Origin of the sequence: Kitasatospora sp. MBT66 (genome assembly GCF_000710405.2) — a bacterium.
In the GTDB taxonomy this organism is placed as follows: Bacteria; Actinomycetota; Actinomycetes; order Streptomycetales; family Streptomycetaceae; genus Kitasatospora; species Kitasatospora purpeofusca.
The window spans coordinates 186,489-211,140 of sequence record NZ_JAIY01000017.1 but is presented as its reverse complement, the minus strand read 5'-3'; the positions used below and the strand labels follow the sequence as shown (position 1 = coordinate 211,140).

The 24,652-nt window shown below is 71.6% G+C and carries 17 protein-coding genes and 3 pseudogenes; 10 read left to right on the top strand and 10 right to left on the bottom strand.

Annotated elements, in window-relative coordinates; all coding sequences use genetic code 11:
- The first annotated feature begins 42 nt into the window (after positions 1 to 42).
- Positions 43 to 666, top strand: coding sequence for a hypothetical protein (locus BI06_RS54345; RefSeq protein ID WP_233290490.1), 624 nt, complete (start codon positions 43 to 45; stop codon positions 664 to 666).
- A gap of 7 nt (positions 667 to 673) precedes the next feature.
- Here the strand turns inward: BI06_RS54345 and BI06_RS39785 are convergent, their stop codons facing one another.
- Positions 674 to 1,069, bottom strand: a complete 396-nt coding sequence (locus BI06_RS39785) for a hypothetical protein (protein ID WP_233290489.1) — start codon at positions 1,067 to 1,069, stop codon at positions 674 to 676.
- Positions 1,070 to 1,127: 58 nt separating this feature from the next.
- Positions 1,128 to 1,304 (bottom strand): annotated as a pseudogene (locus BI06_RS52675) (ATP-binding protein); the annotation flags it as partial.
- Between the two features lie 20 nt (positions 1,305 to 1,324).
- On the opposite strand from BI06_RS52675, the pseudogene BI06_RS55285 reads away from it, so the two are divergent.
- Positions 1,325 to 1,432, top strand: a pseudogene (locus tag BI06_RS55285) (hypothetical protein); the annotation flags it as partial.
- Positions 1,387 to 1,545, top strand: a complete 159-nt coding sequence (locus BI06_RS55715) for a hypothetical protein (RefSeq protein WP_107113510.1) — start codon at positions 1,387 to 1,389, stop codon at positions 1,543 to 1,545. The pseudogene BI06_RS55285 and the gene BI06_RS55715, both read left to right, overlap by 46 nt.
- Positions 1,546 to 1,894: 349 nt before the next feature.
- On the opposite strand, the gene BI06_RS39780 is transcribed toward BI06_RS55715, so the two are convergent.
- Entirely contained in the window at positions 1,895 to 4,021 is a 2,127-nt protein-coding gene (locus BI06_RS39780; protein WP_043476849.1) for a HEAT repeat domain-containing protein, read from the bottom strand.
- A 466-nt stretch (positions 4,022 to 4,487) separates the two neighbouring features.
- Between BI06_RS39780 and BI06_RS39775 the strand changes: the two genes are divergently transcribed.
- The gene (locus BI06_RS39775) at positions 4,488 to 5,231 is read left to right on the top strand and encodes a hypothetical protein (protein ID WP_149030632.1); all 744 of its coding nucleotides are present in this window, start codon (positions 4,488 to 4,490) and stop codon (positions 5,229 to 5,231) included.
- A gap of 3 nt (positions 5,232 to 5,234) precedes the next feature.
- On the opposite strand, the gene BI06_RS39770 is transcribed toward BI06_RS39775, so the two are convergent.
- Positions 5,235 to 6,401, bottom strand: coding sequence for a CdaR family transcriptional regulator (locus BI06_RS39770; protein WP_043476707.1), 1,167 nt, complete (start codon positions 6,399 to 6,401; stop codon positions 5,235 to 5,237).
- 113 nt (positions 6,402 to 6,514) lie between these two features.
- On the opposite strand from BI06_RS39770, the gene BI06_RS39765 reads away from it, so the two are divergent.
- Positions 6,515 to 7,588, top strand: coding sequence for a ferredoxin reductase (locus BI06_RS39765; RefSeq protein ID WP_369826370.1), 1,074 nt, complete (start codon positions 6,515 to 6,517; stop codon positions 7,586 to 7,588).
- A 7-nt stretch (positions 7,589 to 7,595) separates the two neighbouring features.
- Positions 7,596 to 8,708, top strand: a complete 1,113-nt coding sequence (locus BI06_RS39760) for an acyl-CoA desaturase (RefSeq protein WP_043476702.1) — start codon at positions 7,596 to 7,598, stop codon at positions 8,706 to 8,708.
- A gap of 278 nt (positions 8,709 to 8,986) precedes the next feature.
- On the opposite strand, the gene BI06_RS39755 is transcribed toward BI06_RS39760, so the two are convergent.
- The 3 genes from BI06_RS39755 to BI06_RS39745 all read right to left on the bottom strand — a co-directional run bounded on the left by BI06_RS39755 (position 8,987) and on the right by BI06_RS39745 (position 14,725).
- The gene (locus tag BI06_RS39755; protein WP_158516522.1) at positions 8,987 to 13,162 is read right to left on the bottom strand and encodes a trypsin-like peptidase domain-containing protein; all 4,176 of its coding nucleotides are present in this window, start codon (positions 13,160 to 13,162) and stop codon (positions 8,987 to 8,989) included.
- Between the two features lie 95 nt (positions 13,163 to 13,257).
- Positions 13,258 to 13,569: a trypco2 family protein gene (locus tag BI06_RS39750; RefSeq protein ID WP_043476696.1), complete on the bottom strand. Its 312-nt coding sequence runs from the start codon at positions 13,567 to 13,569 to the stop codon at positions 13,258 to 13,260.
- 100 nt (positions 13,570 to 13,669) lie between these two features.
- Complete coding sequence (locus BI06_RS39745; protein WP_043476693.1) at positions 13,670 to 14,725, bottom strand: LacI family DNA-binding transcriptional regulator; 1,056 nt, start codon at positions 14,723 to 14,725, stop codon at positions 13,670 to 13,672.
- 372 nt (positions 14,726 to 15,097) lie between these two features.
- Between BI06_RS39745 and BI06_RS39740 the strand changes: the two genes are divergently transcribed.
- From BI06_RS39740 to BI06_RS39725, 4 genes are all read left to right on the top strand, one after another.
- Positions 15,098 to 16,456, top strand: coding sequence for an ABC transporter substrate-binding protein (locus BI06_RS39740; protein WP_043476689.1), 1,359 nt, complete (start codon positions 15,098 to 15,100; stop codon positions 16,454 to 16,456).
- 137 nt (positions 16,457 to 16,593) lie between these two features.
- On the top strand, positions 16,594 to 17,604 hold the full coding sequence (locus BI06_RS39735; protein WP_051742854.1) for a carbohydrate ABC transporter permease: 1,011 nt from the start codon (positions 16,594 to 16,596) through the stop codon (positions 17,602 to 17,604).
- Positions 17,605 to 17,607: 3 nt separating this feature from the next.
- A complete protein-coding gene (locus BI06_RS39730) occupies positions 17,608 to 18,534 on the top strand; it encodes a carbohydrate ABC transporter permease (RefSeq protein ID WP_030394443.1) in 927 nt (308 codons plus the stop codon).
- A gap of 48 nt (positions 18,535 to 18,582) precedes the next feature.
- Entirely contained in the window at positions 18,583 to 20,088 is a 1,506-nt protein-coding gene (locus BI06_RS39725) for a GH1 family beta-glucosidase (RefSeq protein ID WP_078880058.1), read from the top strand.
- A 131-nt stretch (positions 20,089 to 20,219) separates the two neighbouring features.
- On the opposite strand, the gene mmsB is transcribed toward BI06_RS39725, so the two are convergent.
- The 3 genes and pseudogenes from mmsB to chvE form a co-directional block, all read right to left on the bottom strand.
- Positions 20,220 to 21,455: a multiple monosaccharide ABC transporter permease gene (mmsB, locus tag BI06_RS39720; RefSeq protein ID WP_043476686.1), complete on the bottom strand. Its 1,236-nt coding sequence runs from the start codon at positions 21,453 to 21,455 to the stop codon at positions 20,220 to 20,222.
- Positions 21,456 to 21,458: 3 nt separating this feature from the next.
- A pseudogene (mmsA, locus tag BI06_RS39715) lies at positions 21,459 to 23,010 on the bottom strand (multiple monosaccharide ABC transporter ATP-binding protein).
- Positions 23,011 to 23,106: 96 nt separating this feature from the next.
- Positions 23,107 to 24,207 carry a multiple monosaccharide ABC transporter substrate-binding protein gene (chvE, locus tag BI06_RS39710; protein ID WP_043476684.1) on the bottom strand — a complete coding sequence of 367 codons (1,101 nt, stop codon included), beginning with the start codon at positions 24,205 to 24,207 and terminating at the stop codon, positions 23,107 to 23,109.
- Positions 24,208 to 24,652: the final 445 nt, after the last annotated feature.

Here is a 24,652-nt window from a genome sequence, read left to right as displayed (position 1 = left end):
TTCCTAGCCGGCTCGCCCAAGGCCCGAAAGCGTCGGCTGGTCGTGCTCGGACAGTTCTTCCGCTTCGCGCGATCCCGGAAGATCGTCCTCGTCGATCCCGCCCGTGGTCTGACCGCCCGAGGACCGAGTGGCTTCACCGGCACGACGCTGACGCTTGACCGGCAACGTCTGCTGTTCCGCTGCTGGACAACGGATCCAGCCGTCCACCCGCACGAGGCCCTGCTGGGCATGCTCGCCCTGTTGCACGGCGCCTCAAGCCGCGAGGTCAAAATGCTCCAGGCCGTTGACCTCGACTTTCGCGCCCGGACCGCTCGGCTCGGCGACCGTCCGCATCCAGTTCCTTTGGATCCGCCGTCTTGGGCGGCAGTGGAACGCTGCCTGGCCCACCGCGAAGGGCAGAAGACTGAGAACCCGCATGTGATGGTCACCCGCCAGACGAAGTCCGGCCGGGGGCCGGCGTCCACCGCCTATGTCAGTCACGTCCTCGACGCCTGCGGCGTCCCACCGCGCATGATCCGCTGCACTCGACTGCTCGACCTGGTCAACACCATGGACCCCAAGCTCGTCGCCGCCGCGTTCGGCATGGACCCCGAGGCCACCATGATCTATCTGTCCGACCGCATTGACGAGACCCGCTTGGTGGAGTGGGCGGCGGCCAAGGAGTGACCTCTGGTCAGAGTTCGTACGGGTAGAGAGCGATCTTCTCGCGCTCTATGACGAGCTCGACCCACGTGCCGGCAACACCCTCGGGCAGCGGATCGGCAAGGTCCAGCAGAATCTGCGAGCCATCGAAGTCCAGCACGGCGGCGCCGTCCACGGTGAGGTCCAGCCGGCCACGCAGGACAACGCAGTGCCCGCCAGGTCGGACTCCCGGTCCGACGCCGACAGCCGGTTTCGCGTTCCGCCCCCAGGTGATGTCCTCATCGACTGTCCACTCAACGTGGTACTTGCCAGGCTTCGCAGCCGGGTCACCGCACCAGCGGACCGCTGTTCCTCCGAACGGGGTCTGGATCTGGGCCAGCCAGGGGCTCGAGGGAAACTTTGAGACCTTCACCAGTTCGACCAGCATCGTTCGATCATGCAGCATCCGAGTTCCTGCCGGAACCCGTGACGGTTCGGCGCCGCCTGGCACAGGTTCGCCGGAACATGTGCACTTTTCCGAACGATTCGTTCGAGGCGATGGCCACGCTGTTCTTTTCCTCCCGCTCCGTCAGAACCTGGAACAGCATCTCCGCACCGCGGTGGTCCAGTTCGACGTAGCCCAGTTCGTCGATGCAGAGCAGGTCGACGCGGCCGTAGCGGGCGCTTCCGCCGCACCGACGGCTGGGAGAACTCCGTCTACTGGACACCCGGCACTGGCGCCCAACCAGTACTCGGTGAGATGAGATCCGCAAACGGTGGGCATCGCTCGGCTGGGAGCGAAGCTGGCTAGGCTACCCCACACGCGGCGAGCACGCAGTCCCGGGTGGCCGCCGGACCGACTTCCAGCACGGATACGCCTACTGGAACGCCGCTAACAACACTGTGACCACCAGCGGGTACTGACCCACTGCATGGTCGCAACAGAAAACACCGGGGCCGTCCCTCGCACTGCGCGGGACGGCCCCATCGCAGCGGGACCTCGGTCGGACAAGGCGTGGCACGAGTCTGCTGTCTTCACGGACGGGTGTCGGCCACGGATCATCCCCGCAGGTGCGGGACGAAGTGGGGGTCAGAACTTTCCGACCCCGCTCACGGCTGCCCCTGGTGTCCGTCCACCACCTGGTCCTCCCCGCAGCCGCAGGGGCAGACCGTGCGGCTGCCCCCCGCGCCTGGTCCCGCGCGTCGTAGACCGGGGTGCCCCTGCTGCGCACCACCTGCCAACCGCAATGGTCCCCGACCCGGCCCGGACTGCTCACGACACCTGGTCGATGAGGACCCGGGCGGTGTGCTGCAGAGCCTCGTCCTCGTCGATGCCGCCGAAGAATCCGCCGGTGCGGCGCGGTCGGGCGAGCTCCGCACGGATCCGGGGCAGGGCGGGCGCGGCGGCGGGGCCCATCCGCTGCAGGCATTCCAGGACGTAGCCGGTCGTCGCCTCGTTCTTGTCCCAGGCCTCCAGCAGCACCGGCAGAAGCGCCTCCGTCTCGGCGGGGCCGGCGATGTCGTGGATCGCGGCGGCGGCGTGGAGCCGGGTCCACTCGTACCCGTCCTGGAGCAGCGCCCGCAGGACGGGCAGTGCCGCGGCGGCCGGCGCCCCGATCCGACCCAGGGCATCGACCGCACCGCTCTGCTTGTGGGTGTCGAGAAGCTCGGTCAGGCGCGGTACGGCATCGGCGGGATCGTGTTCGACGGCCCACAGGAGTTGTGTCGCGGCGAGGCGCAGGTCCGGGTCCTCGGCGTCGGCGAGGGGCCGGATGCTGTCCAGGGCGCGGCTGGCGTCGGTGCCGAAGCGGGTCAGCGCGTGGAGGGCCGCGGTTGTGCCGGGCCGGTTCTCGTGGCGAATGCAGGTGGCGAGGGCCGTGGTGAGTGCTGGCACGGCCGTCGGGTCGCCGAGCCGGCCGAGGGCGGCGACCAGCACACTGGCCTCGGACCAGGACCAGTCCTGGGAGAGGTCCGCATCGGCCAGGCGCCGGGTCAGGCGGGGCAGGAGTTCGTCCGCTGCCCGGGGGAGGTGGCCGGCTGCCGCTGTCGCGCGCCAGGCGTCGACTCCGGTGTCCAGTGCGGTCAGGAGGTCGGGCAGGGCCCGCGCGTCTCCGAGGTGGGCCAGTGCTGTCACGGCGTGCTGGTGGGCGCGGCGCAGCAGTGGGTGGGGTGAGGCCCACACGGTGGGTCCGTGGGCGGAGTGGTGGGCTTCAACGAGGGTGGCGAGGGCTTGGCGGGCGGGTTCGGCGAGAGTGGGCGGGAGTTGGCCGAGGGCCTCGGCGGCTTCAGCGGTGGTGTAGGGGTCGTGGGGGCGCAGTTGGTCGGCGAGGAGTTGGACGAGGTGGGTGTGGTCGCCGCGCCAGGAGCGGATCAGGGTCTTGGTCATGGGGATGGCGTCGTGGCGGGTGGCCCGGTCCGGGTGGGTGAGTTGGGCGGTGAGCAGGGCGGTGCGCTCCGCGATGCGGTCGTCCAGGACTTGGTGGAGGGTGGTGAGGAGTTCGGTGGTGGGGGCGTGGGTGCGGCCGTGGCGGTCGAGGTCGGCGAAGACGGCGGCGAGCTGCGGCGGAACCGTCGGGTTCGGTGCCGCTTCGGCGGCGGCCGCGGTGCAGGCGGCGCACTGTCCGCAGGCGGTCGGCTCCGCGTCCGGCTCGTCCTCGGGTTCGGGTTCGGGTGCGAGCTGCCGGAGCAGGCGGGTGGCGGTCGGGACGAGGTCGGTGCCGATCGTCTCCGGTGTGCAGGCGGCCTGGTGGACGAGGGCGGCGAGGCGGATGTCGGCGTCCAGGGCCTGGTCCGTGGCCAGGGTGGTGAGCCAGGTCGTGACCGGGCCGAGCGCAGCCGGCAGTCGTTGGGCCAGGACGGCGGCGGTCTCGACGGCCAGCAGCCGCTCCAGCGTGCCGCTCTCGGCGGCCAGCCGCTCGCGCAGCAGCGCGAACGCCCGGTCGGTGTCGTCGAGGAACAGGCCCAGCGCCGGCACGGCGGCCCGGCGCACGCCCGGGTCCGGGTCGGCGGCGTAGCGCTCGAAGTCGGCGGCGTGCTCGCGCATCCGGGGCACGGTTTCCGCGTAGGGCGTCGACATGTCGCCGGCCGGGCTGCAGTAGATGCCTTCGGGGTCGCAGTCCAGCGCCGCGCGTCCGATGCTCAGCAGCAGCCCGAGAACGGCCGCCCGGTCCGGAGTGCGGTCGTCGTCGGCCAGCGCGAACAGGAACGGAATGCTCGCCGTCGTGCAACGGTAGACGTCGCCCTGGTGGTGCGCGGCGCTGTAGAAGCGGCGGAAGGCCTCCTCCCGGACCTCGGGGTCGGGGGAGGCCATCCGCTCCAGCAGCAGCGGGACCTCCTCGGCCGAGCCGTAGGCGTGCCCCATCGACGACCAGTCGACGTCCTCAAGGTGTTCGTTGATCATGAGCCGCACCATGGCACGGGACACTGACACCGCCCCGGTACGGCGGCACGGTGCCGATCGGAGCCCCGCCGTCGAAGGGTGGTTCCTCGGTCGCGGTGGCCGGTGGCCGGTGGCCGAGGGGCCGGTCATGACCGCGTCGGCGCGCCCGGAGGTGCTTCTCCAGACCTGCCGGTCGGTCATGACCGACCGGCAGGTCTCGTGCCCGAAGGCACATGGCCGTCGGCACACCTGCCGGTTGCCGGGCCGGGCGCGCTGGTTCTCCGGTCCTGCCCACGCAGAGGAGACGCGAAGATGGACGGCACACTCTCAGGACGTTCGGCTGACCCCCGTCTGCGCGGGGAGGACCTTCGACCTTCGCGGCCGATCCGGACCGGTGCGGGCCACGGGAGCGGTCTGGTCATCTTCTGGTGGGTCGGTACCGTCCGCGCCGACGGTGGTGTCGGTGGGATGGTCGACAATGCCGGTCATGGCAGATCGCAGTCCGGCTCCCCGGATCATCACCCTGGCGGCGCGGGAGTGCCTGGAGCCCCTCGGCCTGACCCGAAGGGGGCGATCGCGGCTGTGGGTCGACGATCAGGGGTGGCGGCTCGGGGTTGTGGAGTTCACCCCGTCGCGGACCGCCGGCAGCGGTCTGCACGTCGGCGCGATGTGGCTCTGGCACGACGTGGGCCACCTTGCCTTCCACATCGACGCCGCCCGGGTCGGCCCCGAACCGTTCCGCGCCGAGAACCAGTTCACGCGGCTGGCCCTCGACCTCGGCCGACAGGCCGCCGCGAACGTGACCGCGTTGAGGGAGAGGTTCCCGTCACTGCCGGACGCAGCCCGGGACATCACCTCAAGGCCGGTGCGTCGCGGATTCCTCTGGGACGGCTTCGACGCCGGGATCGCGTCCGCCCTGGTCGGGGCCCCGGGCACGGCCCGCCGTCACTTCGAGCGGGTCCTGCGAGAGGAGCCGCTGGCGCCCTGGGAGGTCGATGCCCAGGAGAAAACACGTGAGCTGCACGCGATGGCGGAAGACCGCGGCGCGGTGGCCGCATGGGTCACCCGGGCGGTCGGCTCGTCCCGGAGCAAACTGGGCCTGGAACCCGTGTCGCTCGCGATCACCGGAGCGGACCCGCTCCTCGGTACTGGGGCACCGCGTGGCTCGACGACCGCACCCCCGCCGTCGTCCGGTGACCCGGCCCCGGCGTACGGCCGGACCGAACCCTGACGCTCACCCGACCACCCCCGCCCCGGACACCCCGGCGGCCCCGGGTCCCACGGCCAGCGTCAGTTCGAGGACCCGGTGCGGCGATGCGAGGTCCGGAAACAGCTCCCGCAGCTGCGTCATCCGGTACCGGACCGTCTGGGGATGGACGAACAACGCCGCCGCCACCTCGTCCCGCCTGCCCTGGTGCAGCAGCCACGCCCGCAGCGTCTCCTCCAGCCGCCGCGCGGTCGCGACGGGCAGGGGCCGCAACGGTGCGAGGGCTCGGGCGCGCAGGTCCGCGAACGCGTCCGGGTCGGCGCTCAGCACCAGCTCGGGCAGGTGCTCCTCGGTGTCACGGATGTCGGGGGAGAGGGAGCGCGCGCGGACGGCGCGTGCGTACGAGGCGGACGCGCGGGTCCACGGCCGGGCGGGACCCACGACGGCGGTGCGGTCGGTGAGCCGCCGCAGGAGGTGTGATCGGTCCGCGTCGGGGACCAGCAGCACACCGGTGGCGTCCGGCAGGTCGTCGAGGACGAGCGTGCCCGGGTCGAGCGTGCGGTAGGCGGGCCGGGCCTGGTCGGCGGGCAGCAGGACCGCGGTCAGCGACACCGGGGGCTGCCACCCGGCCCGTTGGGCGGAGGCCAGCAGCACGTCCGGGCTCGCGTCCGCGAGGAGCTCGCGGGCCAGGTGTTCCAGGTGGCGCTCGTGGGCCCGGCCCCGGGCGGCCAGTTCGTCGGCGTGGCCCGCGGCGCTCGCGGCGGAGAGTTCGTCGATGTAGGCGAAGGTCAGCTCGGCGAACCTGGCGACCTCGGCGGCGGGCAGACCCGCGGGCACGGCGCCCGCCGCCAGGCACCGCCAGGCCACCCGGGCCCCTACGCGGTAGGCGCTGAGCAGGGCGTCCATCGAACGGCCGTCGCGCACCTCGTCGCGGCCGAGCTCGTAGGCCGCGTCACCGGCGTCGCCGCCGGTGGCGTTCCCGCTCGCGAGGTCCAGGTAGTGCCCCAGCGCGGTGCGGACGGCCCGACGGATGGTGCTTCCCATGCGGCCCGAGAGGGCGTTGGCGTAGGAGGGGACCTCGTCGATGATCGCCTGGACGACCTCGTCGGCGGTGGCCTTCAGCGTGGCCCGGAGTGCGGCGACCGTCGGCCCGTCCAGGGCCGGTTCGCCGACCCTCCACATGGCATGGCTCACGATTGCATGGCTCACGTTCTTGTTCCTTGTTTGTTCCCTGCGAACAATTGGACCGGACAGATTTACATCCTGTGGTCAGGACTTTACGCCCTGAGGCGCAGCAAGCTGGAGTCATGACGAGTACAGCCCTCCGCAGCAGGGCCTGGAAACTGCTGGAGATGGTCACGACGCCGCTGCTGCCGTCGGACTACCTCGACCTGGTCGGCCCGCTCCGTGCGGGCGCAGACCTGCGTGGGCGCATCGAGGCCGTGCACCCCGAGACGGGTGACGCCGCGACCGTCGTGATCAGACCGGGACGGGACTGGCGCGGTCACACGGCCGGCCAGTACGTGCGGATCGGGGTCGACGTCGACGGGACGCGGCTGTGGCGCGCCTACTCCATCACCTCGCCGACGGACCGCCGGGACGGCCGCATCACGATCACCGTGAAGGCGGTCCGGGACGGCAAGGTCAGCAACCACCTGATCCGCAGGGCGGCACCGGGCACGCTGGTCCGGCTCGAACAGCCGACCGGTGACTTCGTGCTGCCGCTGTCCGCGCCCGCCAAGGTGCTCTTCCTGACGGCCGGCAGCGGCATCACACCCGTGATGGGCATGCTGCGCGACATCGACTTCGACGACGTCGTCATGGTCCACTGCGCGCCGAAGCCGCAGGACGTGATCTTCCGCGGTGAACTGCGCGACCTGGTCGCGGTCGGGAAGCTGCGTCTCACCGAGGTGCACACCGCCGCGGACGGCAGGCTCGACATCGCCCGTCTCGGCGAACTCGTGCCCGATTGGGCCGAGCGCGAGACCTGGGCCTGCGGCCCGGCGGGCCTGCTCGACGCCGCAGAGGATCACTGGGCCGGGCACGGCGTGCGGGAGCGCCTGCGCACCGAGCGCTTCCGCCCCGTCACCGCCGTGGCCGGCGAGGGCTGTGCCGGCGTCGACGGCGGCGAGGTCACCTTCAGCACCACCGGCAGGACCGTCGCCGCCGACGGCGCCACTCCGTTGCTGGCCGTCGGTGAGGAAGCCGGAGTGCTCATGCCGTCCGGGTGCCGCATGGGGATCTGCTTCGGCTGCGTCACGCCGCTCAGAGCGGGCGCCGTCCGCGACCTGCGCACCGGCGAGATCACCGAGGCCGAGCCGGGCGTCCTCATCCAGACCTGTGTGTCCGCCGCGGCGGGCCCCTGCGACATCGAACGGTAGGAGCATCTTGACCGCCATCGACCCCACCGCCCATCTGACCGCGGAGCAGATCGAGGAGCTCGGCCGCGAGCTGGACGCGATCCGCGACGAGGTGATCGCCGGCCGCGGGGAGAAGGACGCCGCCTACATCCGCAGGGTCATCTCGGCGCAGCGGAAGCTCGAGTTGGCCAGCCGGGGTGTGCTGCTGTTCTCGATCTTCCCGCCCGCGTGGCTGCTCGGCACCGCCGGTCTGTCCGTTGCGAAGATCATCGAGAACATGGAGATCGGCCACAACGTCCTGCACGGCCAGTGGGACTGGATGCGGGACCCGAAGATCCACTCCACCACCTGGGAGTGGGACCACGTCTCGCCGTCCGAGCAGTGGAAGCACTCGCACAACGAGCTGCACCACACGTACACCAACGTGATCGGCAAGGACAACGACCTCGGCTACGGCATCATGCGCGTCGACGAGGACCAGAAGTGGCACCCGTTCCACCTCGGCCAGCCGCTGTGGAACCTCGTCAACGCCTGCTTCTTCGAGTACGGCATCGCGGCGTACGACCTGGAGCTCGGCAAGAACCTGCACAGGAGCCGCCGAAAGGACCCGGAGTTCCGCGCGCGGGCCAGGGCCGTGGGCCGCAAGATCCGCAAGCAGGCGCTCAAGGACTACGTGGTCCACCCGCTGCTGTCGGGCCCGTCGTTCCCCACCACGCTCGCCGCCACGTTCACCGCGAACCTGGTCCGCAACATCTGGTCGCACTCGGTGATCATGTGCGGGCACTTCCCCGAGGGCGTTCAGGTCTTCGAGCGCCGGTCGATCGAGGGCGAGACGCGCGGCCAGTGGTACCTGCGCCAGATGATGGGCTCGGCGAACATCAGCGGCAGCAGGGCCATGCACTTCATGACCGGCAACCTGTCGCACCAGATCGAGCACCACCTGTTCCCGGACCTGCCGAGCAACCGGTACGCCGAGGTCGCGGTGAAGGTGCGCGCGCTGTTCGAGAAGTACGAGCTGGAGTACGTCACCGGGCCGCTGCCCAAGCAGGTGTTCTCCGCGTGGCGCAAGGTCTTCCGGCTCTCGCTGCCGAACAGGAAGCGCGAGGTCACGACGCCGGGCCGCGAGCTCGTCGCGGCGTGATTCCCGGTACCGGTCGATCCCTTCGGACCGAGGCCGAGCCTATGGGGGCGGGCCGGGAGCAGTCCTCGGGACGGGCTCATGACAACGTCATTGCCCCGTTGACCCGTGACCGGTGACCGGCGGTGGGACGGCGCCATCCGGCAGCCGACCCGTCCGCGCGCCAGAGGCGCTGGTCGATACCGAGCGCCTACCGGACGGCGCCGGCTCGCGGGTCGCCGGCGCCGTCCGGAGGAACCCCCGGATCCGTGGATCTCCGAACTCGGGAACGAAACGCCCGGTCAGAGGACGATCTCGAGGTCCTCGAACACGCTCGCCCCTGCCCGGAGGAGCGCCGCTGGTGCCAGGCTCGACAGCACCGGTACGGCGTGGTGCCAGCCGCGGGGAGTCAGCGCCTCCGCGACCAAGGCCCTGGCGCGGGGGAGGTCGGGGCCGGAGGACGAAGGCAGGAGCTGGGCGGCCAGTCGGCGGACCACCGGGAGGATGTCGTCCCGGTCCTCGTACAACGGCACCGCCACGGAGTCGGTCGACAGGCAGGCGGCGTGGGCGGCGAGATGCGCGAGAACCTCCGAGCGCTCGGCCTCGCTACGGGCTCGCCGAGCCCGGGCCAGTGCCGCGTCGTGATCTCCGAGCGCCGCGTACACCAGCGCCACCGCCCCGGCTCGCGAACCGGGCAGCGGCAACTCCCCCTCCTGGGCCACGACGGGATCGATGTATCCGCGAAGGGCCCGGTCACGGTCGACCGTGGCCTCGAGCAGGCCTGCCAGCACGGGGTCGACCCAGTTCGGGGGACCCCCGGGCCATCCGCGCCGCTTCTGCTGAGCCAGCTGGAAAAGGTACGAACCGGGGTTGCGGGAGTCGAGGAGATCCCTGGCGGCCGAGGCCCGCCGCTGGTCGTGACGGCCTACGGCGATCAGCAGTTCGGCGACGCGCGTGTTGCTCGCCGTGGCCTCGGCCAGCTCGCGAAGAGCCATGTCCGCGAGGCGGCCTGCCATGTCCGGGGCGTGCGGCCACAGCAGCGCGACCGCCTGGATCCGAGCCTGCCGGAAATCGTCCGAGAACGGCGAGCACGTCTCCTGGTGGGCGTCCAGCACCTCGGACAGTCTTCGGGTCGCACCGATCCGGGCCAGCGCCTGAACGACGGAGGTCACAACTCCCGGGGTCCGCCCGAGATCCTCGACCTCGGGCAGCATGGACGCGGCCCGCTCGGCCAGCCGCAGGGCGAGGTCATGGTCCGACAGCGGAACAGCCAGCGACACCGCGGCCCAACCCCGGGTCCGTACACCGGCATCGGCGAGCGCCGCGACCAGCCGCTCGGCGTCGTCGGGCCGACCCGCCGCAGCCATCCCCCCTGCCAGGTCGGCGAACTGGTCCTGCTGGTACACGGAGAGCGTCCGCCCGCCGCCGGCGGGCCCGCGCACAGCCCGGTGGAGCAGGCGCAGCGCCCGGTCCGGATCGTCCGCCGCGTGATGGTGGGCCAGTGCGGTCACTGCTTCGGCAAAGACCCCTCGGGGCACGCCCGCCGCGGTGGCGAGCCCCTCCTCCGCCTCCTCGCTCCGCCCGGACGCGGCGAGCAACTCCGCGACGGTCGCGGCGCTACCGGGCCGGTAGAGGTCCACCGTGGTGCTGCTCCACGAAGGTGCGAGCGCGGCCCAGGCCGCCGCGGCCCGGCCGTCGCGCGCCCATCCCTCGGCGAGGGTCCGTGAGATCGCACCCCACGCGTAGCTCCGTTCGAGCCAGTCCCTCGCGGTGACGTCGGGCTCCATGGTCGAGGCGAGCCGGCGGGCCTCCTCCATGCGGTGTCCGGCGACGAGCGCGTACACCGCGCCGGGCCCGCCGCCGATCCCGGCGGGCGAGCCGGGGTCGGCCCACGCCGCCAGGACGGCTGCGGCCAGCTCGTCCGCGAGCCCGGGACGCGTGGCGCGCACAGCCTCGGCGGCGATCGGCGGAAGGCGCAGGTCGTGAGGGCTCTGCCGGACCAGGGCCAGCAACGTGTCGTGCAGCCGGTCCCGTTCGTCCGGGCAGCCGCAGTCCGCCCATACCTGCGCGAGCATGCTGAGCAGTTGCGCACGATGGTGCGGCGCGAGAGCGGTGCCGTCGACGGCGTCCTCCGCCGCCCGCAGCAAACCGGACATCGATCCCGCATCCCCTACGGCGACGGCCGCCAACGACACCGCCTGAACGAATCCGACGGCCTCCTCGCCTTCCGCCCGGAACAGCTCCGTGAGGAGGGAGACCGCCTCGGCCCGTCGGCCCGTACGCGCCAGCGCGGCGGCGTGGACCCCTTTCGCGTGCCACCAGGACCCTGCGGCCGCGTCCGCGTCGCGCCCGGTCCGTTCTCCCTCGGCAAGCCGCACGGCCTCCTCCGCCAGACCCACCGCCCGCCGGTCACCCGCCTCGCCGAGGACGTGGGCGAGCTTCGCCAGGGCGAGGCCCCGGTTCAGCGGATGGAAGACACTGCGGGCCAGCCCGACGGCGAGCCCGACCCTGCCCAGGCGGCCGTAGACGGCAGGCACCGCCAGGTGCAGATCCTCGTTGCGGCGGGCCACCAGGTCGCCTGCCACCGCCAGTGCCGTCAACGCGACCAGGTCGTCCGTCCCGAGGCTGCGCACCGCCTCGTGCACCGCCGCGATCTCCGCCAGGCACACGGCGTCGTTGTCGGTGTCCGTGCGCAGCCGTGCGTGGCGCCGCGGATCCGTGACGAGCGAGACGGCAAGGGCAGTGTCCCGGGGACCGCGCAGGTCGGCGGCCAGGCGACCGTAAGGGCGCAGGAGGTAGGCAGGGGTGTTCGCGGGCCACCCCTTCCGGGCGTAGCCAGCGGCCCAGGCCCGCAGCCGCTCCACGTAGGGGGCAAGGTCCGGGCCGAACTCCTGCTGGGCGATCGCGAGGATGGTTTCGTGGGAGAACACGTGTCCGTACTCCCGTTCGGGGGAGAGGCTCCCCTCGCCGAGCGGCTCCGGTGACCCGCTGCCGGTCGGCCGCAGGATACGGCCGAAGCCGCTGTCGAGCAGTCGGCGCAGTTCGAACGCGGGCTCGTGGGTGAGCTCCCGCAGGTCCTCGGGCTTCAGCGGGCCGCGCGCGGCGGTGAACAGCCCCACCAGATCACGTTGGGCGCTGGTGCCGGACAGGGCCTGGCGCAGTTCGAACCTGGCTTCGTGCTCGGTGTGGAGCGCTGCCGCGTTGGCCGCCAACCGCAGGACCGGGCAACCGCGCAGCGGATGGCCGCCCCTGACGTCCGCCGGTACGCCGGGGCCGGGCCGGCTGGTCACCAGGACGCGGACGCCGGGCGGAAGGCGCTCCGGAAGCAGCGAAGCGATGCTCCGTCCGGTGCCTCCGGGCCGGAGCGACCGGTCCTCGTCGAGACCGTCCACGATCAGGACGAGGGTGCCGCCGTCCTCGTGGACCCGCTCCGCGGCGAGACGCAGCAGCAGGGTGAGCTCGCCGTTGCGTGCCGGGGACGAGTCCCGGCTCACCGGCTCCCGCCCGGCGATCGCGGCGAGCTGGTCGACGACCGCCTCGGTGTAGGCGGCGCTGTCGGCCTGACCGGCATAGCGCGCGGTGACGAAGAACCAGACCGGTATCACCCCTCGCGGTGGATGCAGGGCGAACCAGGCAGCGAGCGCGGTCTTTCCCGCCCACGGGGCACCCTGGACCCAGAGGTAGGGCTCGCGTCCGCCGCAGAACTCGACCAGGGAACCGATCTCGCACCGGCGGTCCCGCAACTCCTCCGGTGCGAAGTCGCCCAGCTGCGCCCGGTAGGACTCGTGGAGGATGCCGCGAGGTGGCGCGGGCAGCACGTCCGGTAGCAGGTGCGGACGCAACTCGCCCTTCACCGCTTCTGCCAGCGAGGCGAGTTCGTCCGGTGGGAGGGCCTCGGCCCATCGATCCGCACGGCCGGCGGCGATGCGGCCGGGACCGTCGGACAGGTGGTGGCGGGTGACTACCCCGATCAGGTGGCCGCCGCTGAAGACGGCGGCACCCGACATCCCCTCCCAGCTGTCCCGTTCGGCGTCCGGATCCTTCCCCGGCGGCGAGTCGACGGCGAGGTCGAGGGTTCCCTCACGCCGGTTCGACAGCGCGGCGCAGCGTGCGTGGATGTGCTCCGCGTCCCTGAAGCTCGAACCGTCGCTGTGCCGGCGCAGTTTGAAACGGGGGAACCCCACAGCTGTGCAGAGTACGACGGCGTCGTGCTCGCCGAGACGGCCGTACGCGCAGGCGGTGACGTCCGTCCCGGCATCCCCGACAGCGAGCACGGCGATGTCGATCCCGTGGTGCTTCCAGACCACGTCCGCCGGGACGACCCGCTCACCCGGCCGGTCGGCCTCGAACCGCACGCGTATCCCGGCTGCCCCCTCGACGACATGCGCTGCCGTCAGCACGCGGTGCGGCGCGACCAGGTAGCCCGAGCCTCGTCTGCCGCCGCTGCTACCGGTCGGCGCTACCAGGATCTCGGCCACCCGATCCACCCTCAGCACCCGCTCACCCCCTGAGCGGAGCGGCGGGACGGGTGGCGCCCGGAGGCGAGCTGCTCAGGATCGGCATCCGGGGGCGCTCACCGCTCTCCTTCGACGTCCTCGCCACCGATGAGGACGGAGCGGAACTCCGACTGGCCGGGGGCCTTGGTCCTGGGCACAAGCGTGACCGTGATCCGCTGCGTCTGGGCCTGGGCGTACTTTCCGTTCGCCGAGGCGTCGACGACCCAGAGGCGGACCTTGGCGTCCGCACCTCCCTCACGACTGACGGCGACCGTGGCCTCCAGCTGGACGGGGCCGAGTTCGAACCGGACCGCCTCGTCCGTGCCGTCGGCCAGCGCCGTCGTCAATTGCTGCCTCAACTCGCGGACCATGTCGGACAGTTCAATCACGCGATTCCCCCTGTTGGATCCGCTTGTCGCCGAACCGGATCCTACACTCGCGTTGAGTGGTGCACATTCGCGAGGGGGCGAGGACCGGGTCGCCCGCCGGTCAGGAGGACGCGCGGACGATCAGCTCGGTCGGCAGCACCAGGCGGGGCCGCTCCTCACCGCCGTCCTCCTCGACGTCGGAGCCGCCCGCGCCGTTCGCGGCGATCTGCCGGAGCAGTGCGCGGGCCATCCGGCGGCCCATCTCCTCGATCGGCTGGCGGACGCTGGTCAGTGGGGGGTCCGAGTGGCGGGCGACGGGGGAGTCGTCGACGCCCACCAGCGCGACGTCGCCGGGCACTTCGCGGCCGCGGGCGCGCAGGACGGCCCTGGCTCCCACCGCCATGAGGTCGGAGGCCGCGAAGACCGCGTCGAGGTCCGGGCAGTGCTCCAGGAGCTCCGCCATGGCGCGGCGGCCGCCCTCCTCGGTGAAGTCGCCGGTGGAGACCAGCCGGTCGTCCGTCGGCAGGCCGACGGCGGCGAGTCCCTGACGGTAGCCGTCGAGGCGGCCCTGGGCGGCGAACATGTCGAGCGGGCCCGTGATGGTGGCGATCCGGTGCCGGCCGCGTCCGGCCAGGTGCTCGACCGCCGACCGGCCGGCACCGACGTTGTCGGAGTCGACGTAGGCCACCGGCTCGTTCTCCGAACGGCGCCCGTTCAGGACGGCGGGCAGGCCGAGCGCGCGGACCAGGTCCGGCAGCGGGTCGTCGCGGTGCACGGAGACCAGCAGGACGCCGTCCACCCGCTGGGCCGCGAGGTACTGCTCGAAGCGCTGCCGCTCCTGGTCGGTGCGGATCAGTGTGAGCAGCAACTGCATGTCGGCATCCGCCAGTTCGGCGCTCACACCGCGGATGATGTCCAGGAAGTAGGGCTCGGCGAAGAGCCGGTTCTCGGTCTCGGGGACGACCAGGGCGACGGCGTCCGTGCGATTGCCCGCGAGGGCCCGGGCGGCCCGGTTGGGGACGTATCCCAGCTCGGCGACAGCCCGCTCCACCGCCTCCTTCGCCTGTTCGCTGACCCGGGGTGAGCCGTTGATCACCCGGGAGACGGTGCCGCGGCCCACGCCGGCCCGGGTCGCGACCTCCTCCAGGGTGGGCCTGCCGGTCTGTCGTCCGCTCACAGCCTGGTGCCTTTCGTCGGCGCTGTCTCCATCCCCGTATGAAACCGCGCCGGGTGGCGGCCCGGTCAAGCCGGCTGACGCCCCCGGAGGATTGGGAGCGCTCCCACTCTAGCGCGGCGGGTCGTCGGAGCGTGCCGGGGTGAGTTCGAGAAGTGGCGGGCTGAGCGTGAATCGGGGTCCCGCTGGACGAGTTCGGGTTCATCTCTTGACATCGCCCCACCCGCGCAGCAACCTTCCGGCTGTGGCATGGGAGCGCTCCCACGCTCCGGTCGGGCCGAGCGAGGCCCGCCGTGCTTCCACCCGTGCCCAGGCAGAGCCCTGCCGGCGCCCCATCGGCGCGATTCCCGACACCACCCGGACGAGGAGAGTGGCATGCACAGCACCGACAGAGGATTCACCCCCGGCCGCCGCCGGTCCACCGCCGTCGCGGCCCTGGTCGCGGCCACCGCCGTGCTCGCCGCCTGCAGCAGCAGCGGTAGCGGTAGCGGTGGCAGTGGTAGCGGCGGCGCCGCCGACGGAGGCACCGTCATCCTGAGGATCGGCACCTTCGGCTCCTTCGGCTACGACAACGAGACCGGAGCCAAGCTGTACGCCGAGTACGAGAGCCTCCACCCCAACATCAAGATCGTCGAGTCCAACGTGGCCGACGGCCAGAAGTACTGGGACACCCTCAAGCTCCGGCTCTCGCGGGACAGCGGCCTCGCCGACATCCAGGCCGTGGAGGTGGGATACATCGCCGAGGCCACCGGGCCCGCGCTGGCCGGCAAGTGGGTCGACCTCGGGAAGACCGGCGGCGCGGACCTCGCCGGCTTCCTCGACTGGAAGACGAAGCAGGCCACCACCGCCGACGGCAAGGTCGTCGGCCTCGGCACCGACATCGGCCCGATGGCCATCTGCTACAACAAGGACCTCTTCGCCGCGGCCGGGCTGCCCACCGACCGCGCCCAGGTCGGCGCGCTCTGGGCGGGCAGTTGGGACAAGTTCCTGGACACCGGCCGCGCCTACCGGTCGAAGGCCCCCGAGGGCACCGCCTTCCACGACTCCGCCAGCGGCCTGTTCAATGCCGTGGTCGCCAGCGAGCCGGTCCAGTACGCCGACGCCAAGGGCGAGTTGGACTACCGGAACAGCCCCGGTGTCCAGAAGGCCTGGTCGATCGCGACCGCGGCAGCCACCGGGGGGATCACCGCGAAGCTGCGCCAGTTCGACGAGAAGGGCACCTGGAACGCGGGCTTCAAGAACACCAAGTTCGCCACCGTCGCCTGCCCCAGCTGGATGACCGGCATCATCAAGGACCAGGCCGGGCCGGAGAACCAGGGCAAGTGGGACATCGCTCCGGCCCCCGTGGCGGGCAACTGGGGCGGTTCCTTCCTCGCCGTGCCCAAGTCGGGCGCCCACGCGGAGGAGGCCGCGAAGCTGGCTGCCTGGCTCACCGCGCCGGCCCAGCACGCCAAGGTCTTCGCGGTCAACGGCAACATCCCCTCCTCCAGGTCGACCCTGACCTCGGCCGCCGTCCAGGACGCGAAGCTGCCCTTCTTCGGGGACGCGCCGGTCGGCCGGATCTACTCCGAGGCCGCCGCCGGTATCCGCCCCGTGCCGATCAGCCGCTGGGACGGCCAGGTGAAGACCTTCCTCACCGACAACGGGATCCTCGACATCGAGCAGCGCGGCACCGACCCCGCCCAGGCCTGGGACAACGTCCGCAAGCTGATCGACGACAAGATCGCGAAGTAGCCGGCGCGTCCCGGTGCCGTCCGCGGTGCCGCCCGGTGCGGTCCGCGTGGCGGGCGGTCCCGGGCGCACCGCCGCGCGGCCGGGCCCTCCCGCCCCACCCGCTCTCCCCGTACCTCTCGACCTGGAAGGACGCCCCCGTGCCCCCTCCCTCCCGGGCGACGGCCGACGGCCGCCCGCCGTCCGACCCGCCGCCGGACCCGCCCCCCGCCGCCGGCGGACCGAAGAACACCCGCCGGGAACCACCGGGTCGGCGCAGCATCCGCCACCGCTGGGACCAACGGGCGGCGCCCTACGTGTTCGTCGCCCCCTTCTTCCTCTGCTTCGCCGCCTTCGGCCTCTTCCCGCTGGTCTACACGGCTTGGCTCTCGCTGCACCGCGTCGAACTCGGCGGTGCCGCCGAGTGGCGGGGCCTCGACAACTACACCGGCCTGTGGGACAGCGAGTTCTTCTGGAACGCGCTCGCGAACACCTTCACCATCGGTGTCCTCTCCACCGTCCCGCAGCTGCTGCTCGCCCTCGGCCTGGCCCAGTTGATCAACCGGGAGGTGCGCGGGCGCGGCTTCCTGCGGGTCGCCGTCCTGGCGCCCTACGCCACCTCGATCGCGGCCGCCACCCTGGTCTTCGCCCAGCTCTTCAACAGCGACTACGGGCTGATCAACACCGCACTGGGCCTGGTCGGTTTCGACCCCGTCGACTGGGAGTCCTCCAAGTGGCCGGCGCAGATCGCCATCTCGGTCATCGTCACCTGGCGGTGGACGGGTTACAACGCGCTGATCTACCTGGCCGCGATGCAGGCCGTGCCCAGCGACCTGTACGAGGCCGCGGAACTCGACGGGGCCTCGCGGTGGCGACAGTTCGTCAGTGTGACCGTCCCCTCCATCCGGCCGACCATCCTGTTCACCATTGTGGTGTCGACCATCGGAGCGACCCAACTGTTCGGTGAGCCGATGCTCTTCGGCGGCAGCCTGGGGGTGAGCGGAGGCAGCGGAAACCAGTTCCAGACGCTCAGCCTGCTGATGTACGAAAAGGGCTGGGTCACCGGAGCGCTCGGCCAGGCCTCCGCGATCGCCTGGGTGATGCTGCTCCTCCTCCTACTGGCCGGGGCCCTCCGGGCCGTGGCCGTCCGTACGCGTCGAAGGAAGGGCTGATCCGTGCGCACCGCAGCTCCCGCACCGACGACCACCGCGTTCCCCGGCGGAGCCGACGACGACGCGCGCAGCCGCAGGCGAGTCCGACCGCGGCCGTCCGCCGGGCGCCGGAACCACGCGGGGCCGCTCACCTACGTCCTGCTCGGCCTGGCCGCGCTGGTCTCGCTCTTCCCGCTCTACTGGAACCTCGTCGCCGCCTCGCACACCGGCGAGCGGGTCGTCGAGGCACCGGCGCCCCTGCTGCCGGGCCGGCACCTGTTCGACAACCTCGCCTTCGCGTGGAACCAGGTCGACATGGGCGAGGCACTGGTCAACACCACGGTGGTGGCCTCCCTGGTGGCCGTGTCCACCGTGCTCTTCTCCACCCTCGCGGGCTTCGCCTTCGCCAAGCTGCCGTTCCGGGGCCGCAACGTCCTGCTGGCGACCGTGGTGGCGACGATGACCGTCCCCCCGCAGCTCAGCGTGATCCCGCTGTACCGGATCATCACCGACCTGGGGTGGGTGGACCAGCTCCAGTCCGTGGTGCTGCCCTCCCTGGTCGCCGCCTTCGGCGTGTTCTTCATGCGGCAGTACCTGCTGGACGCCCTGCCCGTGGAACTGGTCGAGGCCGCCCGGGTCGACGGCGCGCACAGCCTGCGCGTGGTCTGGCACGTGGTGTTCCCGGTCGCGCGGCCGGCCATGGCCGTGCTCGGCATGCTGGTCTTCGTCCAGGCGTGGAACGACTTCTTCTGGCCTTTCATCGCCCTGACCCCCGACGGCAGCCCGACGCTCCAGGTGGCCCTGGCCGGACTCGGCTCCGGGAACCACAGCGTCGACCAGGCGGTCGTCCTGACCGGTGCGCTCATCTCGACCGTCCCGCTGCTGCTGGTCTTCGCCCTCCTGGGCAAGCACATCGTGGGCGGGATCACCGCCGGCGCCGTCAAGAACTGAGACCCTGTCCCCGCGTCCGCTGCCCCGCACACCCCTGGGAGCACCGCCATGCCACTCACCACCTCCGCCGACTCCGCCGACTCCGCCGACTCCGCCGCCGACTCCTCCGCCTCACCGGTGCCCGCCGTACCGGCCCCCACCGGGAACCCCCGCTTCCCGACCGGATTCCTCTGGGGTGCGGCCACCTCCGCCTACCAGATCGAGGGCGCCGCCGCCGAGGACGGCCGCACGCCGTCGATCTGGGACAGCTTCTGCCGCACGCCGGGCAAGGTCTTCGAGGGCCATACCGGCGATGTGGCGGTCGACCACTACCACCGCTTCCGCGAGGACGTCCGGCTGATGGCCGACCTCGGACTGACCGCCTACCGCTTCTCGGTCTCCTGGCCCCGGGTCCGGCCCACCGGCCGGGGCCCCGCGGTCCAGCGGGGCCTGGACTTCTACCGCCGGCTCACCGACGAACTGCTCGCCGCCGGCATCACCCCCGTCGCGACGCTCTACCACTGGGACCTGCCGCAGGAGCTGGAGGCGGCCGGCGGATGGCCGGAGCGCACCACCGCGGAGCGGTTCGCCGAGTACGCGGCCCTGGTGGGCGAGGCACTCGCCGGCCGGGTCGAGCAGTGGACCACCCTCAACGAACCCTGGTGCAGCGCCTTCCTCGGCTACGGCTCGGGCGTCCACGCCCCCGGCCGCACCGACCCCGTGGCCGCGCTGCGGGCCGCCCACCACCTGAACCTCGGCCACGGGCTGGCCGCCCAGGCCCTGCGGGCCGCGCTCCCCGGCAGCGCCCGGCTGTCCGTCTCGCTCAACCTGCACGCGCTGCGCCCGCTCACCCCGTCCGGGGCGGACCGGGAGGCGGTCCGCCGGATCGACGCCGTCGGCAACCGGATCTTCCTGGGCCCGATGCTGGACGGCGCCTACCCCCAGGACCTGTTCGACGACACCGCCGGCCTGACCGACTGGTCCTTCGTCCGGCCGGGTGACGAGCGGACGGCCAACCAGCGACTCGACTGGCTCGGCGTCAACTACTACACACCGACCGTGGTGTCCGCGACCGCCGAGGGTGCCGAACCCGCCCGGCAGGACGGCCACGGCGGCGGCGCCGCCTCACCCTGGCCGGCGGCGGACACGGTGGGCTTCCACCGGGCCCCGGGCCGGGCGACCGCGATGGGCTGGGCGGTCGACCCGTCCGGCCTGCACGAACTGCTCACCGGGCTGGCCCGGCGGCATCCGGAGATCCCGCTGGTCGTCACCGAGAACGGTGCGGCGTACGAGGACACGACCGGCCCGGACGGCACGGTCGACGACCCCGAGCGCGCCGCCTACGTCCACGGCCATCTCGCGGCGGTGCACCGGGCCATGGCCGACGGCGCGGACGTCCGCGGCTACTTCCTGTGGTCGCTGCTGGACAACTTCGAGTGGGCGTACGGCTACGAGAAGCGCTTCGGCGTGGTCCACGTCGACGGGCGGACGCTGGCCCGTACCCCCAAGTCCAGCGCCCGCTGGTACGGCCGCGTCGCCCGCACCGGCGAGCTCCACCCGCCCCGGGAAGCGTAGGACCGGCCTCCGGCCCCGTGCGGCCCTGCCCTCCGCCCCTCGCGGGTCCGGAGCGGGGCGCCGGGCCGCCGGTGGACCGACAGGACGGGCCGCGGTGCGAAGCACGGCGGCCCGTCCTGTCGAGCGGGTGGTCAGGAGCCTGCCCGGCGCTTGTTGTAGACGTCGAAGCCGACGGCCGCGAGCAGTACCAGGCCCTTGATCACCTGCTGGTAGTCGGTGCCGATCCCGACCAGTGACATGCCGTTGTTGAGCACGCCCAGCACCAGGCCGCCGATGATCGCACCGAGCACGGTGCCCACGCCGCCGCTGGCGGAGGCGCCGCCGATGAACGCGGCGGCGATGGCCTCCAGCTCGAAGTTGATGCCCGCCTGCGGGGTGCCGGCGTTGAGGCGCGCCGCGAAGACCAGGCCGGCGAGCGCGGCGAGGACGCCCATGGTGGTGAAGGCGAGGAAGACGACCCGCTTGCTCTTCACTCCGGACAGCTTGGCCGCCGCCTCGTTGCCGCCGATCGCGTAGGTGTGCCGCCCGATGATCGAGTTGCGCATCAGGTAGCCGAAGCCGACCAGCAGCGCGCCGAGGATCAGCAGCACGATCGGCACGCCGTGGTAGCTGGCCAGCAGCAGGGTGAAGACCAGCACCGCGGCGGTCACCACGGCGAGCTTCGCCAGGAACAGCCCGAGCGGGAGCAACTCCAGACCGTACGAGGCGGTCCGGCGCCGGCCGCGCACCTCCTGGAGGATCGCGACGCCCAGGACGGCGAGGCCCAGCAGCAGAGTGAGGTTGTGGTAGTCGGTGTGCGGGCCCACCTCGGGCAGGAAGCCGCTGCTGATGTTCTGGAAGCCCTTGGGGAACGGCGCCACGGACTGCCCCTGCAACAGGATCTGGGTGCCGCCGCGGAACAGCAGCATCCCCGCCAGGGTGACGATGAACGACGGGATCCCCAGGTAGGCGATCCAGAAGCCCTGCCAGGCGCCCGCGAGTGCCCCGATGGCCAGCGCGCCCAGCATCGCCGCGGGCCACGGGACGTGGTGCTTGACCATCATCACCGCGGCGGCCGCTCCGACGAAGGCGGCCAGCGAGCCGACCGAGAGGTCGATGTGCCCGGCGACGATGACGATCATCATGCCGATCGCCAGGATGAGGATGTAGCCGTTCTGCTGGATCAGGTTGGTGATGTTGAGCGGCTGGAGCAGGATGCCGTCGGTCCAGATCTGGAACAGCAGCACGATCAGCGCGAGGGCGACCAGCATGCCGTACTGGCGTACGTTGCCGCGCAGCGCCCGGGCCAGTGCGCCGCCGAGTGAGGGGCTCGGTCCGGCCTGCGGTGCCTTCGGGGACGAATCCGGGATGATCTCGGTCTGGGCCATGCCTCACACCTGCTCGTTGCTGGATGCGGCGCTCATGGTCATGAGCCGCATAAGGGATTCCTGGGTGGCGTCGGCCCGGTCCACCTCACCGGTGATCCGGCCCTCGGCCATGGTGTAGATAGATCCGGTCGCACAGGCCCAGGAGTTCGGGGAGTTCGGACGAGATGACGAGCACGGCCTTGCCCTGGGCGGCCAGTTCGGCGATGACGGTGTAGATCTCCGCCTTCGCGCCGATGTCGATGCCGCGGGTCGGCTCGTCGAGGATCAGCACCTCCGGCCCGGCGAAGATCCATTTGCTGAGGACGACCTTCTGCTGGTTGCCGCCGCTGAGCGTGCCGGTCCGGGTGAAGACCGTGGGCGCCTTGATGTTCATGGTGCGCCGGAAGGACTCGGCGACCCTGGCCTCCTCGTGCCGGTCCACCCGGCCGAACCGGGCGACCTTGCCGAGCGCGCTCAAAGAGATGTTCCGGCTGATGTCGTCGATCAGGTTGAGGCCGAGCTGCTTGCGGTCCTCGGTGACGTACGCGATGCCGTGCCCGATCGCCTCCGGCACGGTGCGGGTGCGGATCTCCCGGCCGTGCAGCCGCACCGTGCCGGCCGCCCACCGGCCGTACGAGCGGCCGAAGACGCTCATCGCCAGCTCGGTGCGCCCGGCGCCCATCAGACCGGCGATGCCGACGATCTCGCCGCGCCGCACGTTCAGCGAGGCGCCGTCGACCACCATCCGCTGCTGGTCGATGGGGTGCCGGACGCTCCAGTCCTCGACCTCGAAGGCGACCTCGCCGATGTTCCGGGTGCGCTCGGGGTAGCGGTGCTCCAGGTCGCGGCCGACCATGCCGCGGATGATCCGCTCCTCGGAGATGCCCTCGGGGCCGATCGCGATGGTCTCGACGGCCCGGCCGTCGCGCAGGACGGTCACGGTGTCCGCGACCCGGGCGATCTCGTTCAGCTTGTGCGAGATGACGACGCAGGCGATGCCCTGCGCCTTGAGTTCCAGGATCAGGTCGAGCAGCTTGCGGCTGTCCTCGTCGTTCAGCGCGGCCGTCGGCTCGTCCAGGATGAGCAGCTTCACCTTCTTGGCCAGCGCCTTGGCGATCTCGACCAACTGCTGCTTGCCCACGCCGAGGTCGGCGACCCTGGTCTGCGGGCTCTCGTCGAGGCCGATGCGGCGGAGCAGCTCCGCGGCGTGGGTGAGCGTCCGGTGCCAGCTGATGATGCCCCGGGAGGCGTGCTCGTTGCCGAGGAAGACGTTCTCGGCGATGGACAGGTACGGCACCAGCGCCAGTTCCTGGTGGATGATGACGATGCCGCGCTGCTCGCTGGCCCGGATGTCCTTGAACCGGCAGGGCTCGCCCTCGAAGAGGATCTCGCCCTCGTAGCTGCCGTGCGGGTACACGCCGCTGAGCACCTTCATCAGGGTGGACTTGCCGGCGCCGTTCTCGCCGCAGAGGGCGTGGACCTCGCCGGCGGAGACGCTCAGGTTGACCTCGGAGAGCGCCTTGACGCCGGGGAACGACTTGCTGATCGACCGCATTTCGAGAACGGGTCCAGCCATGGTTGTGCGTCCGTATCGTCAGGGGCGGTGCGGGGCCGGTCTCGGGGGCGCCCCACCGCCGGTTCGGGAGGGGTCCGGCGGACCGGGCCCCACGGGCTACTTGAGCTGGTCCGCGGTGTACTGGCCGCTGTCGACCAGGACCTGCCGGTAGTTGTCCTTGTCGACGCTGACCGGCTGCAGCAGCTGTGCCGGGACGGTCTTGACGCCGTTGTCGTACTGGCCGGTGTCGTTGACCTCGGGCTTGCCGCCGGTCAGCAGGGCGTCGCCCATCCGGACTGCGGCCTTGGCCAGCTGACGGGTGTCCTTGTAGACCGTCTGGGTCTGCTCGCCGGCGATGATCGACTTGACCGAGGCCAGCTCGCCGTCCTGGCCGGTGACGATCGGCAGCGACTTGACGGTGCCGTAGCCGAGGCCCTTCAGGGAGGAGAGGATGCCGATCGAGATGCCGTCGTACGGCGAGAGCACCGCGTCGACGCGGGCGTTGGTGTACGACTTGCTGAGCAGGTTGTCCATTCGGGACTGGGCGAGCCCGCCGTCCCAGCGCAGCGTGGCGACCTGGTTGAAGTCGGTCTGGCCGCTCTGTACGACGAGCTTCTTCTGATCGATGTAGGGCTTGAGGACACTCATCGCGCCGTTGAAGAAGAAGTTGGCGTTGTTGTCGTCCGGCGAGCCGGCGAAGAGCTCGATGTTGAACGGGCCCTTGCCGTCCTTGAGGCCGAGCTTGTCGGCGATGTAGCCGCCCTGGAGGACCCCGACCTTGTAGTTGTCGAAGGTCGCGTAGTAGTCGACGTTCGCCGTGCCCCGGATCAGCCGGTCGTAGGAGATCACCGGGATGTGGGCGTCATTGGCCTTCTGCAGCACATTGGTGAGGGAGGAGCCGTCGATGGCGGCGACCACCAGCAGCCTGGCACCCTTGGTGATCATGTTCTCGACCTGGGAGACCTGGTTCTCCACCACGTTGTCGCCGTACTGCAGGTCGGTCCGGTACCCCTTGGCCTGGAACTCCTTGACCATGTTGGCGCCGTCGTTGATCCAGCGCTCCGACGACTTGGTCGGCATGGCGATGCCGACCAGACCGCCCTTGGCGTCCCCCTTGGCCGCGCCGCCGCCGTCGCCGACGCCGTTGGCACTCTGGCCGCAGGCCGCCAGCGAGAGCACCAGTCCCGCGGCGACGAGCCCCGCCGAGATCTTCCGCACAGTTCCTCCAGTGATGTTCCGCGACCGGCACAGCGCATCCCCTGACTGGGCGACTGGGAGCGGTCGGGCGAGGCCGGCCGGGAGCGTTCCCTCGGGCTGTGGGGCGTGGGGGTGACAGCCGCCCCGGCCTGGCGATACATGAGTGTTAACGCTCACATGTGCGGAGTCAAGGGGTTCGGGGCATTGTTGGATCCCCGGGATCCGGTGGTCGTCCCCGGGCGGAGGCGGCCGGGCGGCGCGCGTTTCCGTCTCCGAAAGTCATTTCGTCTTCGACATCCCTGGGTCGGGGGCCGGACGCCGGCCCCGTGCGGGGTGCTCGGTCGGGCCTCTTTCCCGGGCCGGTCGGGGCGGACCCGGGTGCGCTCACGTGCCGCGGCGGCCGGATTTCGGCGGTCCGAACGGCGGGCGCGGAGAGGGGCGTGAACGGCGCGCCTGAAGCGCGCCG